Origin of the sequence: Pseudomonas sp. NFPP02 (assembly GCF_900119355.1) — a bacterium.
GTDB classification, from domain to species: domain Bacteria; phylum Pseudomonadota; class Gammaproteobacteria; order Pseudomonadales; family Pseudomonadaceae; genus Aquipseudomonas; species Aquipseudomonas paracarnis.
Genome location: NZ_FPJI01000005.1, coordinates 32,886 through 44,760, shown reverse-complemented (window position 1 = coordinate 44,760; position 11,875 = coordinate 32,886). Strand labels below are relative to the sequence as shown.

12 protein-coding genes are annotated in these 11,875 nt (G+C 50.3%); all 12 read left to right on the top strand.

What is annotated here, in order from left to right; translation table 11 throughout:
- Window positions 1-62 precede the first annotated feature (62 nt).
- The 12 genes from BT204_RS10300 (at window position 63) to BT204_RS10245 (ending at window position 11,854) form a co-directional block, all read left to right on the top strand.
- Entirely contained in the window at window positions 63-347 is a 285-nt protein-coding gene (locus tag BT204_RS10300) for a lipoprotein (RefSeq protein WP_034126690.1), read from the top strand.
- A gap of 130 nt (window positions 348-477) precedes the next feature.
- Window positions 478-774 carry an integration host factor subunit beta gene (ihfB, locus tag BT204_RS10295; RefSeq protein WP_003189779.1) on the top strand — a complete coding sequence of 99 codons (297 nt, stop codon included), beginning with the start codon at window positions 478-480 and terminating at the stop codon, window positions 772-774.
- Between the two features lie 24 nt (window positions 775-798).
- A complete protein-coding gene (locus tag BT204_RS10290) occupies window positions 799-1,041 on the top strand; it encodes a LapA family protein (protein WP_072446743.1) in 243 nt (80 codons plus the stop codon).
- 428 nt (window positions 1,042-1,469) lie between these two features.
- Window positions 1,470-2,813, top strand: a complete 1,344-nt coding sequence (locus BT204_RS10285) for a Wzz/FepE/Etk N-terminal domain-containing protein (RefSeq protein WP_072446741.1) — start codon at window positions 1,470-1,472, stop codon at window positions 2,811-2,813.
- Window positions 2,814-3,281: 468 nt separating this feature from the next.
- The gene (locus BT204_RS10280; RefSeq protein ID WP_072446739.1) at window positions 3,282-4,088 is read left to right on the top strand and encodes a GNAT family N-acetyltransferase; all 807 of its coding nucleotides are present in this window, start codon (window positions 3,282-3,284) and stop codon (window positions 4,086-4,088) included.
- 67 nt (window positions 4,089-4,155) lie between these two features.
- Window positions 4,156-5,196 carry a DegT/DnrJ/EryC1/StrS family aminotransferase gene (locus BT204_RS10275; protein WP_198862922.1) on the top strand — a complete coding sequence of 347 codons (1,041 nt, stop codon included), beginning with the start codon at window positions 4,156-4,158 and terminating at the stop codon, window positions 5,194-5,196.
- Between the two features lie 14 nt (window positions 5,197-5,210).
- Window positions 5,211-6,359 carry a DegT/DnrJ/EryC1/StrS family aminotransferase gene (locus tag BT204_RS10270; RefSeq protein ID WP_083544064.1) on the top strand — a complete coding sequence of 383 codons (1,149 nt, stop codon included), beginning with the start codon at window positions 5,211-5,213 and terminating at the stop codon, window positions 6,357-6,359.
- Complete coding sequence (locus tag BT204_RS10265) at window positions 6,359-7,714, top strand: oligosaccharide flippase family protein (protein WP_072446737.1); 1,356 nt, start codon at window positions 6,359-6,361, stop codon at window positions 7,712-7,714. The genes BT204_RS10270 and BT204_RS10265 overlap by 1 nt, the downstream gene beginning before the upstream one ends.
- Window positions 7,715-7,725: 11 nt before the next feature.
- Window positions 7,726-8,736, top strand: a complete 1,011-nt coding sequence (locus tag BT204_RS10260; protein WP_072446735.1) for a polysaccharide biosynthesis protein — start codon at window positions 7,726-7,728, stop codon at window positions 8,734-8,736.
- Between the two features lies 1 nt (window position 8,737).
- Window positions 8,738-9,925, top strand: coding sequence for a glycosyltransferase family 2 protein (locus tag BT204_RS10255; RefSeq protein WP_072446733.1), 1,188 nt, complete (start codon window positions 8,738-8,740; stop codon window positions 9,923-9,925).
- Window positions 9,882-10,805, top strand: a complete 924-nt coding sequence (locus tag BT204_RS10250) for a glycosyltransferase family 2 protein (protein WP_082430495.1) — start codon at window positions 9,882-9,884, stop codon at window positions 10,803-10,805. The genes BT204_RS10255 and BT204_RS10250 overlap by 44 nt, the downstream gene beginning before the upstream one ends.
- Window positions 10,806-10,837: 32 nt before the next feature.
- Window positions 10,838-11,854 (top strand): EpsG family protein, encoded by a 1,017-nt coding sequence (locus BT204_RS10245; RefSeq protein WP_172415457.1) that lies wholly within the window; start codon window positions 10,838-10,840, stop codon window positions 11,852-11,854.
- The last annotated feature ends 21 nt before the right edge of the window (window positions 11,855-11,875 follow it).

Below are 11,875 nucleotides of genomic sequence, written 5' to 3'. Positions count from 1 at the left end.
GTCAGAACTGACTATAGTTTTAAAAACGGCTATTTCGCGTTGCTGACTCAATAAGGGTTTGAATGAACAGAATTATCGTAGTATTCGCTTTGCTGGCGCTTGCAGGCTGCTCCTCTACCAGCGCCAAGACCCACGCCAAGCGTGGCGTCAGCGGCATCGAGATCGACTGCTCTGGCCTGGGTAACAAGTGGGAAAAATGCGAAAAACGCGCCGCCCGTGAGTGCAAGATGCAGGGCTATAAGGTCATTACCCGCTCCAGTGATGCGGAGGACGAAGAGGGCGACTACCTGTTCGGCTGGAACCCTGCTGGCGCGGTGACGCGGACCATGTTGGTGATCTGTAAGTAAGGGGTTGACCGCTCGCTGAGCGTGTTTATTCAGCCCCACATAAGTTGACACATGGGCTGTTCAAATTCATCAACTCATGCTAAAACCTTCGGAGCGCTTTTCCTAGCTGCTTGAAAAAGAAGGGAAAAATATGACGAAGTCGGAGTTGATCGAACGAATTGTCACCCATCAAGGGCTGCTCTCATCCAAGGATGTGGAGCTGGCTATCAAGACCATGCTTGAGCAAATGTCCCAATGCCTGGCCACCGGAGATCGCATCGAAATCCGCGGCTTCGGCAGCTTCTCCCTGCACTACCGCGCACCGCGCGTAGGCCGCAACCCAAAAACCGGCCAATCCGTCAGCCTTGACGGCAAATTCGTTCCCCACTTCAAACCGGGCAAGGAATTGCGCGATCGGGTGAACGAAGAAGAGGAAGAAGGCGTCTGAGTGTTTTCGGGGAAGGAGAAGAGTATGCGTGGGGTTAAGCGCGTTGTTGCGGTGTTGATTGCAGTGCTTGCGGCTTTGGCGGTTCTGGCGTTTGTGCTGGAGAACCAGCAGGGTGTGGCGCTGTCATTCCTGGGGTGGAGTACTGCGCAGATGCCGGTGGCGGTGTTTGTGGTGGTGGCTTTGATTTTGGGGATGTTGATTGGGCCGCTGATTGCTATCTTCATCCGCGGTAGAAGAGGTGGGGCGATGAGGGCAGAGCGGGTTTAGAGTGGATTGTCACTAGCTCGTTCACCGGCTTTGTAGGCTGCAGCTTTTACCGCCTGTCAGATAAATATCTTCCACAAAGCTTTTCACGCCGCATTTGATCGGGATGCTGAATCAAGGGAGGGGGCGTGCGTGTCCATTTTATTGAATGGCGTGGGGCTGATTTAGAATTTTTTTCATGTTTGTGTCTGGGAGAGGGGCTAAAGCGATTTTTCTTTCGAATTTTAGGAAAGTTCCTATAGGAATTCAAGACTTGTATTATGGCTGGGAGATGGCAAAATGGAATCTGTTCTCGATAACGGGCATTTTGTGCGCTAAAAATTTGGCAGAGACGCTGAGTTTTTAGCGGTCATCCAACTAAAATAAAAGTACACACACAATCTTGTCTGCATAACGAGCCCGCAGTTTCTCTTTGAAGGCAGGTTTTTGTTGTGAGTAGTAGCTTCCGCGCTCCGCCGGTACCCCCGTCCGACGAAATTGATCTTGCGCAACTCATGCGCGCTGCCTGGCTGCATAAGAAATTAATTTTAGGCGCGTCCATTGTTTTTGGGTTGCTGGCTGGCTTTTATGCCTATTCAGTGGTTCCGGAGTATGAGGTCAGCAGCGTGCTGCGACCTGCTGCGATCAACGAACTCGACGCGCTTAATCGCTCGGAAATTTATCAACTGCCGCCTAGTGCAGCACTCATCAGGGTGGGGGCTTCTCTGGAGTCCTACGACACCCGGTTGGGGTTTTTCCGTTCCAATCCAAAGCTCTTTCAGGCGTTTGAGCGCCCCGGCAGAACGTTGGAGCAAAGCTTCGAAGAGTTTAATCGCAACTCCATTCGTCTTATTCTCACTGATCCAAAAAAGGTAGATGCTCTCAGTTCCTTTATTGGCGTCGAGATGACATACCCGCAGGGGGTTGATGGTGTCGCGATTATCAACGGTTTTGTTGATTACGCCATCGCCACTGAGCGAGACCAAATTGCTGGCGATCTGCGTGTAATCGTTAAAAATCGCTTGAGTGAGCTCAAGGGCAAGTTGGAGGCTGCTCGTTCCAGTTACCAAATTGGAAAAGAGGCCAAGATTGCGGCTTTGCGAGAGACTGATAATTTGCGCCGCGCGCAATTGCAGGATGAGCTCAAGGCTTTGCGTGCGCAGCTAAAGGCGTTGCGTGGGGATCGTATCGCACAGCTTACGGAGGCGATCGGCATTGCCAAGTCACTTGGGATACGCAAGCCTACTACGCCCTCATCGCTTGGCGACTCGGATCGAGCCAGTTCGACTGGGACCATGCGTACTGAAATCAATAATCAGCAGATTCCGTTGTACTTCATGGGTGTCGAAGCTCTCGAGGCTGAGCGCTCAGCGTTGGCGCAGCGTAAGTCTGATGATTTTACCGATGGTCGAATTGCCCAGATCGCAAAAGAGCTTCAACTGCTGCAGGCTAACCGCGAGGCAGAAGTATTGGGCCGGCGCGATAATGAAGATATTTTTCTAGGTGGTGTGGAGTCTCTCAGGGCCGAAGAGGCCCGCCTGTCCGCACTCAGTATCGACATAAGCCGGCTCAAGCTGGTGACGGTGGATAAACGAGCACTGGAGCCTTTGGCGCCAATTCGGCCTAAAAAGACACTGATCATTCTTGCAGGCCTGGCACTTGGCCTCCTGTTAGGATTGGTAGTAGTGTTGGGCCGTTATCTTTTCGAAACCTCAGGGATTAACTCGCGGAATAGGCTGCGTGCGTCAAGCTCACTTGCGGGCGCCCAACTGTCGATTGCGAGCCGAGAAAAATAGTGCCGTAAGCACTGTAGAGAGGGGCGAGCAATGCCAGGCATTAAAGTCACTGAGCAATTGTGAGGGTGAGAGCGACTTTTTGGTTTGGTTTCGGAACTCGCTCGTTCGCGTCGTATCCAATCCGACAGGCCGAGATCATCGCATTTTGCTCTGTTTCGGGCGCGCTTTACGCTTGCTGGCCTGGCACCGTCCCTGTGCAGGTTTGGTCGGCTCCTGTTTAAACTTCTATCAAATGGCACCCGATCAGTAAATTTGACTGTTTTTTTCACCCGCTACACTGAGTGTTGGTTCAAAATTGGATACCGCTTGCTATCACTCTTGATGTTTAAACGTTGAGAATGGTCAGGGGAATTCTCTAAGCAGTTTTTGAGGGAGCGAGAATGGTGTCGAATGTGCTGCCTGTGAAGTTTATCTGGCTGGCGACGCTTGTGGAGTGGCCGATCGTCACTCAAAGGTCGGGCACTCATAATGTCTGATGTGATCGCGCGTGCTGGGGCCTCTGAGGCTGCCCGAGCGCTATTCTGGGATGTTTTCTTTTCCTCTCGTGGCCGTGGGGTTAGCTTGCAGGTTCATTTTCCCTGGTTGGAAAATGATCGGGAAGTGACTTGCCTTGAAATCAGAGACCCCTCCAACCTGGAGTCTGCCATAGCCGCTCTGATTATCAGGGTAATTGAGCTACCCACCGGTGAGTCGGTAGGACTGATCGGCTTAGTCTGCGTACATGAGGAGTGGAGGGGGGCAGGCTTGAGTGTTGAATTGATGTCGGCTGCGATGGACCATGCTATGCATAATGGTCTATCCGCATTGGTGCTCTGGACTCAGAAACCAGGCATCTACGACCGGCATGGCTTCCGTTTTGACGAGCAAGACTCAATAGGGTCGATCTATCTCCCTAGCGAGTGTGCTGAAAATATTGAATACGTAACGAGCGACTGGCCTGGCTCGGATACGCACGACCGAGAACGTGGTCTTCCGCCGTTTGCTTTACATGGGAAACGGATTAAAAGCGAATGCGCTGAGTTGATTCTTTTAGGCGGAGCAAATCGCGTAACCTTGGCCGAGTGGCAAGGGGAGGACTCGCAGGTGGCGAGTTTGATCCAGGCTGTTATAGCAGAGCCTTGGGTCATCAATGTCTGCGCACAGAGTACATTGGTGGCGGAGTTGACTAACAGAGGCTTCAGAGTTGATCTTGTGCCGGGAGCGGTTCGAATGATCAAGTGGTTAACAAGCCGTCCCTTGAAAGTGCACCCTATTAAACTTATTGATCGGATCTAAATGAATGTCTAGTAGTCTTCCAATGTTACCTATTGTTAAGGTCGCAATGCCTCCCAAAGAGGTACTGATGCCCGCCTTGGAAGCGGTGCTCTATAGCGGAATGATTGGAGAGGGCGAGTTTGTTTATCAATTCGAAGCGGCATTTGCGCAATTGTTTGGTCTCCAGAATGTAGTCGCCACGAGCAGCGGTACGGCCGCCTTGCACTTGGCTATGCTGCTTGGCGGGATCGAGCCTGGGGATGAGGTCATCACCACCTCAATGACGGCTGAGCCGACGAATACGACGATTCTACAAATGGGTGCCAAGCCAATTTTCGCAGACGTTGACAGTCTGACAGGTAATCTTGACCCCTCAGCTGTGGAAGCCCTGATTACAGAGAATACAAAAGCTATTTGTGTTGTCCATTATGCCGGATATCCTGCGCGGTTGACTGAGCTGCGATCCATAGCCGATCGTCACGGGCTTTGTCTGATAGAAGATTGCGCCCATGCACTGGGCGCGTCTTATGGAAATCAGTCCATTGGAACGATTGGTGATTATTCGATCTTCTCCTTTCAGGCGATCAAGCACATGACTACCGTGGACGGCGGTGCCTTGGTGGTGAAGGATGCTGCGAAAATTGCAGAGGCGCGTCGCTTGCGTTGGTTTGGATTGGCCAAGGGCGTTCCTCGCACCGAAGTCGATATAACGCGCGTGGGTTACAAATACAACATGCATAACGTGGCGGCCGTTATCGGGCTCAAGCAACTTGAATATATAACGCCACTGTTGAAGCGGCATCAAGCTAACGGCCGATACCTGGATCAGGCATTACAGAATATCCCTGGACTTCAGCCAGCTAAGTATGAAGCCAATGCACAGTCTGCCTACTGGCTTTATACGCTACTAGCGGATGATTCGGATGATGTTGAGCGTATCTTGGCTGAAGAGAGCGTAATGGCGTCGAAGTTGCACCGTCCCAATCACTTTCATTCGGTATTCAAAGAGTTCGTGAGGCCGATGCCACAATTGGACGCTTTCTATAAAAAATTGATTCATGTACCTTGCGGTTGGTGGGTCTCGGATGAGGATCGTGAGAAAATTGTTACGGCATTGAAACGCGGCTGATTAGAGATTTGACTATGCTCAACAACGTCCCTCTGTATAACTCGGTCATGCTTCCTGAAATGGAGCAGGCTGCTGTGGAAGTTTTACGTTCCGGGAGAATCGCGGGCGGAGAGTGGGTGGAAAAGTTTGAGTCCGAGTTGGAAAAAATTGCCGGCTTGCCCCATGTAGTTTCTACCATCGATATGACGACGGCTTTATATCTTGCTCTGTATTTGGCTGGTGTAAAGGATGGGGATGAGGTGCTCACCACGGCGTTTGCCTGTCTCTCCACCAACTCAGCAATTGCACAGAGTAAAGCGGTTCCTGTCTGGGTGGATGTTAGCCCGCGCTCGGTTACCATGGACGTTGCAGACCTCGAATCGAAGATCACGCCAAAGACTAGAGCTGTTATTCTATATCATGTTGCTGGCTATCCTGGGCCAGCCCGTGAAATAGCAGAAATATGCAAGAAGCATAATCTTGTCTTGATAGAAGACTGTGATAACGCTTTGTCTGCTATGCACGCTTCGCTACCGGTTGGCGCTTACGGTGACTTTGCCATTTATTCGTTTTATCCAAACCGACAGATCAATACCACTGAAGGTGGCGCGCTGGCATGCCGAAGTATTGACATGGCGAATAGAGCCCGCAAACTACGGCGCTTTGGTATCGACTTCGGCACTTTTCGATCAGCTATTGGCGAGATAAATAGCAGCTCGGATGTGCCAGAAATTGGCTGGAGCATGACGCTGAATAATATGTGCGCGGCGATGGGATATGCTCAAATGACATCCTTGCAGTCCCGGCAGGCAGCTACACAGGCTAATGCCAAAGCGTTGCTGGGGTTAACCAGAGATATAGACGGTTTGACACCTGTGCCTGTATTGGAGGGTGATCAATCCGCCTATTGGGTGTTATTGTTTTTTGTTGAAAATAGAGATGAAGTGATTTGCCGGCTCAAGCAGTCCGGAGTCATGGTTTCAAGTATTCATCAAAGAAACGACACCTACAGTGGGTTTGACGCGGCGCCGCAATATCTGCCGAATACCGATTTCCTTCAGCATCATATAATAGGTGTGCCGTGTGGTTGGTGGCTCGATGAGGATGACCTGCTGACGGTCACAGCGTCTTTGAAGGGTGCGCTGAGAGGCGCTGTGGGTACTATGACCGATTGTGCAAAATGATGAATATGTCCGTTATTAGCAGGATGCTGATGCTGTACGCTGGGCGATCGTCCAGCCTATTGGTAGCTTTTGTTTTTTTACCTATTTATAGCCGTATGCTCGGTGCGAGCCAGTTTGGCAGCATCGCGGTGATTCTGTCCTTTCAAGCCCTTCTGGTGATGATGGACTTGGGGATGTCAACGCTGCTGGGAAGGGAGGTTTCTGTATCGGGCAAAGATAAAGCCCCCTTAATCAAGTTACTTAGAAGTGCGGAGCTTAGTCTCGCCGGATTTTATGGGTTTTTGTTTTTTGTTGCAGTGGGCGTCAAGCTGTTTATTGCTGAGCTGGGCATCAGTTGGGGCGCGATCGCTGCGGTAGTCCTGCTGTTTTGGTTCTTGGTGCTGCAAAATCTTTACTATTCGATGCTGATCGCCAACAGGCAATATATATCGGGTAGCGCTTTGCAGGTGATAGGTGTGTCGCTGAGAGCGGCCTTGACTGTCATTGCAATGTACGTGTTTTCAGCGACTCTGGATGTGTTCATATACACCCAACTGGTAACTACGATTATTCATTGGTGGGTGTCTCGACTGATCTTGATAAAAGATCTGTCGGACACAGCACTCGGGGTCCAGAAGGCTGATTGGCCATCTTTTTCCGAAGCATTCAACCTCACGAAGGCTGGTGGTGCCCTGGTAATCTTCTCTGCGGCGGGTGCCGCGGTGACGCAGCTCGACAAACCAATCATCTCATTTTTTACTTCTGCTGCCAGTGTCGCGCCCTATTACCTCGCCAGCTTGCTTTGCATGGCCCCGATTTCGATTCTCGCAGGGCCAGTCAGCCAGTATTTTCAACCGATCATGCTGCGTACAGCAGCGAGCGGAGTGAGCAGTGACGCACGTAAGATAATTATCAGGTTCACCATCTCGGTCTTCGTAGTGACCGCACTACCGACCTTTGTACTCTGGTGGTTCCGTGAACCTCTCATCACGCTTTGGGTGGGGCCAGGTGCCAATAACGAGCTGATTTCAGCCTATCTCGCGATACTTTTACCCGGTGTTGCGATCGGGGCTTTCGGATTTATCCCTTATAGCCTGTTAATCTATGCCAAAGACTTCAGGTTTCAGGCGACCATGTCAGGCTTATTGACGATCGCCACGCTGGTCATGACGATATTGGCCGCCTCCGCTGGCGACGTAAAAGCAATCTGTTATGTGTACTCGGCCTATCATGCGTCATCGACTATGGTTTCGTGGGGCAGGGCGATGACCCTGCCGGATGTAAAAGGGTACGCGAGAGTTTCGGCGCTATTGGTGTCTTCAGCAGTGCTGTTGTTTGTAGCGGTGGTAGCGCTGCTGTTTTTCTTCTTGGTTTGATTGGTGAAGGTATGTTTGACAATAAGGTTTTGATGATCACCGGTGGCACAGGCTCATTCGGTAATACTGTCCTGAAGCGTTTTCTCGACACTGCGGTTAAGGAGATCATCGTGTTCAGTCGCGATGAGAAGAAGCAGGAAGACATGCGGATTGCACTGAACAATCCCAAGGTGAAATTTCACATTGGCGATGTGAGAAATTACGAGAGCATCAGTCGCGCAATGGCCGGGGTCGATTACGTATTTCATGCTGCCGCACTGAAGCAAGTGCCGTCTTGTGAGTTTTACCCGATGGAAGCTGTATTGACCAATATCATCGGTACAGAGAACGTACTCAATGCGGCGATTGATAACAAAGTACAACGCGTTGTTCTGCTGAGTACAGATAAAGCGGTCTACCCTATCAACGCTATGGGTATTTCCAAGGCGATGGGCGAGAAGGTATTGATCGCAAAGTCGCGGACAGTCCGCGACGGCGGCCCAGTGTTGTGCGCAACCCGTTACGGTAATGTAATGGCCTCCCGTGGCTCGGTCATTCCGTTGTTCGTGGATAAAATCAAAGCGGGTGTCCCTCTCACGGTGACTGACCCGAACATGACCCGGTTCCTCATGAGTCTTGAAGACTCCGTGGACTTGGTATTGCATGCGTTCGAACATGGCGAGCAGGGTGATATCTTCGTGCAGAAGGCGCCGGCCAGTACCATCGGTGATCTGACGAACGCGTTGAAGGAGCTTTTTGATAGCCACGTGCCGGTTAATATTATTGGTACTCGACACGGCGAAAAACTCTATGAGTCTTTGGTGTCTCGAGAAGAAATGGCCAAAGCCAAAGACATGGGACGTTACTATCGAATTCCGGCGGATAACCGCGACCTGAACTATGATAAATTTATTATTGAAGGTCAGCCAGAGGCAAACGCAATCGACGACTATACGTCGCACAATACAGAATTGCTGAAAGGCGAAGATATTAAGAAGTTGCTCATGACATTGTCCTATATTCAGCACAGTCTTGGTCAATAGTATGAGCATTCTGAGTGTCATTATCCCTACGCATAATCGGGCGCGCTACGCGATTCCGTCAATCCGATCTATATTGGATTTGTCGGAAGAAATTCAAGTAGTGGTTTGTGACTCAAGCCCGGTTGACGAAATATCAGAAGCCTTTAAAGGTCTATATCCAGAAACACGCTTGAAGTTGGTTCGTTCGACTGAGGGCATCAGTGTGGTCGATAACTTCAACCTTGGGTTGCAGTCGGCAGATGGTGATTATTTAGTTTTCATCGGCGATGATGATTTCGTCGCGAAGGAAATAATTGATGTTGCCCATTGGGCTAAAAAACACGATGTTGATGCGCTGAAATTCAATTTTCCTGCGTTGTACTACTGGGATGATTTCAAACATTCAACCCGTGGCGATTCTTATTTTGGCACGCTGCACATGAGCCCGTTCACAGGTGATGTGGTTCGACACGACGTCAAAGCGTCGGTCAATTACGCTCTGGATAATTTTGGCGGTGGCGTATTTGGTATGCCGCGAGCGTATGCAGGTATGATTTCAAACACATTGGCCAAGAGGATTGAGGGGAAGTACGGCGCGCTGTTTGGCGGCGTCAGTCCTGATATCTACAGTTCATTGCTGATCGCCACTGAGTCCACCTCGTGCGTGCTGGTCGATTATCCGGTCATCGTACCAGGCGCCTCGGGTCAAAGTACTTCAGGCAAGAGCGTAACGGGCGGGCACTACGGAGCGTTAAGAGATAATGCTCATATTGCGCCGTTCAAAAACTTGGTGTGGGATGCCCGAATACCCGAATTTTATTCGGTTCCCACGGTGTGGTCGTATTCTTTGCTTAAGGCCGTCGAGAGAGTTCAGTCCCAAGGCGGTAAGAGCCTGAATCCGAATTTTGGCAGGTTGTTATTGAAGTGTTTCGTTTACTTTCCAGGCTCGTATAAATATACATTGGCTTCCCTGAAGGCAGCTTGCGCAGAATTTGGTATTCTGAAGATTACTGCACAGTTAGTATTTTCAGTGTGTTCAGAATTTGTATGGGGCTTGTCAAGGATAATTAACCGGGTTCGTGCACGATACGTCGAGAAGAATGTCGAGGTTTTTGATCAGCTCAACAACACGTTGATCGGCAGCGAAAAACTACGTGAAGTCTTAGATGCGCGCGGCTCGAAGATCAATTTTCCTGAGTCAAATTCGTGAACTTCTGTTACTTCATAATTACGAAGGTGTGAGCCAGAACATGCTGTGTGAAAAGGGCGCCCGTAGCGCCACGTCTGCTAACGTGAGCGTTGTGATTCCTTGTTATCGCTGCAAGGGAACAATTCGGCGTGCGCTTGATTCAGTGTTTGCCCAGACGCTGAGACCGGCCGAGGTATTGCTGGTCGACGACGCAAGTCCGGACGGCACTCTAGACTTTCTTCAGTCATTGGTCACAGAGTACCCGGAGGACTGGGTGCGGGTTTGCGCGTTGGAAAAAAACGCAGGACCCGCAGCGGCTCGCAACACGGCATGGGAAATGGCGTCGCAGCCCTATATTGCGTTTCTAGACTCCGATGATAGTTGGCACCCACAGAAAATCGAGCTTCAGTATGGCTGGATGCTGGAAAATCCAGAGGTGACGCTAACCGGACAGATCTGTGAGACGCTGAGTTCGGAGTCGATGCCGCATCAAGTTTATAACGCTTCGCAGGCAGGATTCTATCAAGTTACCTTCCCGGCTTTATTGAAATCCAATAGATTTTCAACGCCCTCGGTCATGATCAAGAAAGATGTGGCTTTTCGTTTTTCAACGGATAAGAGGTTCTGCGAGGACTACCTGCTGTGGTGCGAGTTGCTGGGTAGTGGCGCTCGCGGCTATTCATTTGAGTTGCCCTTGACGTTTTGCCACAAGCCCATTTATGGGCATGCCGGACTGAGCAGTAATATGTGGGCAATGGAAAAGGGGGAGCTGGATGTCTATGACCATCTTTTTCGTGAGGGTCGAATTGGATCTGTCCGTCGGTGTCTCCTAAAAGGGTGGTCGGTCATGCGTTATATACGCAGAGTGCTTAAGATTAAGTTGGGATCAAGCCTGGGATGATATATCTAATTGGCTGGGGCATACTGTATCTCATGTTTTTCCTGACCGGGTTGGCGGGTAACAGGACGCGCCTGTTTATCGCAATATCTTTGATTGTATTTATGGTGTTTTCGGTCATGCGCGGTGCCGTAGGCACAGACACGGCCAACTACGAGTTGATCGTTGAAGGCTTTTCGGCAGACTATGTCTGGGGTGGCATGGAGCCGGGTTTCGTATTATTGGGTAAAGCGTTATTGTCTGTTTCAGACTCAGGCGTCATCGCAGTGAGGGTGCTCAGCTTTCTGATTTTTGCGATGTTGTTTCTATACTTGGGTCGTGCCGACAAGAACGAACGTTTTTTGCTCATCGCCTATATTTTGCCGACCTTTGTTTATCAGTACAGCATGAACGGGTTACGAATTGGACTGGCGGCAATGTTGCTGTTGCTGGCCACGCAGAACGTGCGTCAGCTTAGGTATAAATCTGGAATGGTGCTGGCGGTATCTGCCCTGTTGTTTCACTACTCGTCTCTGGTGTCGTTGCTGTTTATCTGGGCATCGTGGTCTCGTTGGCTGAAGACAAGTAATGTCTTGGTTGTCCCGTTTGTAGTATGTGCATTGTTGTTTTTACTGAGTTTGAATGGTGACTACTTTCTCGCCAAATTGCTGTCTTATCAGGATTCAGAGTCTCCAAATCCGCTGTCGGGCCTGAGTAAGGTCGGGGTATTATTGCTGTTCGTGGCAGCGTTGTTCTTTTCAAAACTTCCAAATGCGGAAAAAACCAAACTCATAGTGTTAGGCGCTGGTTTCACCATTTCTTTTTGGTTGGTGTCAGCGGTGTCGTATGCCGGTTTGCGATTTTTGGATTTGATATCCTTCGCCTTTCCCGTTGCGATTCTCTTGACCTATAGCCGTCTGGCCTTGAAATTTGACACAACAATCAAACTCGCCTTCATTATGGCGGGCGTTTTGAGCGCGGCGAGTGGCTACAGGAATTTTGTAGCCGAGGAGGGTATTGGGCCCTCTCCGTTCATGCCTTATCATTTTATCGGCTTTCCCAATGGAGATTAGAGAGGCAGCCTCATTCTGCAT

Excerpts from the sequence above, each read along its gene's own strand:
- BT204_RS10300 (WP_034126690.1), top strand. The coding sequence starts at position 63 with ATGAACAGAATTATCGTAGTATTCGCTTTGCTGGCGCTTGCAGGCTGC.
- ihfB (WP_003189779.1), top strand. The coding sequence starts at position 478 with ATGACGAAGTCGGAGTTGATCGAACGAATTGTCACCCATCAAGGGCTG.
- BT204_RS10290 (WP_072446743.1), top strand. The coding sequence starts at position 799 with ATGCGTGGGGTTAAGCGCGTTGTTGCGGTGTTGATTGCAGTGCTTGCG.
- BT204_RS10280 (WP_072446739.1), top strand. The coding sequence starts at position 3,282 with ATGTCTGATGTGATCGCGCGTGCTGGGGCCTCTGAGGCTGCCCGAGCG.
- BT204_RS10275 (WP_198862922.1), top strand. The coding sequence starts at position 4,156 with ATGCCCGCCTTGGAAGCGGTGCTCTATAGCGGAATGATTGGAGAGGGC.
- BT204_RS10270 (WP_083544064.1), top strand. The coding sequence starts at position 5,211 with ATGCTCAACAACGTCCCTCTGTATAACTCGGTCATGCTTCCTGAAATG.
- BT204_RS10265 (WP_072446737.1), top strand. The coding sequence starts at position 6,359 with ATGAATATGTCCGTTATTAGCAGGATGCTGATGCTGTACGCTGGGCGA.
- BT204_RS10260 (WP_072446735.1), top strand. The coding sequence starts at position 7,726 with ATGTTTGACAATAAGGTTTTGATGATCACCGGTGGCACAGGCTCATTC.
- BT204_RS10255 (WP_072446733.1), top strand. The coding sequence starts at position 8,738 with ATGAGCATTCTGAGTGTCATTATCCCTACGCATAATCGGGCGCGCTAC.
- BT204_RS10250 (WP_082430495.1), top strand. The coding sequence starts at position 9,882 with ATGCGCGCGGCTCGAAGATCAATTTTCCTGAGTCAAATTCGTGAACTT.
- BT204_RS10245 (WP_172415457.1), top strand. The coding sequence starts at position 10,838 with ATGTTTTTCCTGACCGGGTTGGCGGGTAACAGGACGCGCCTGTTTATC.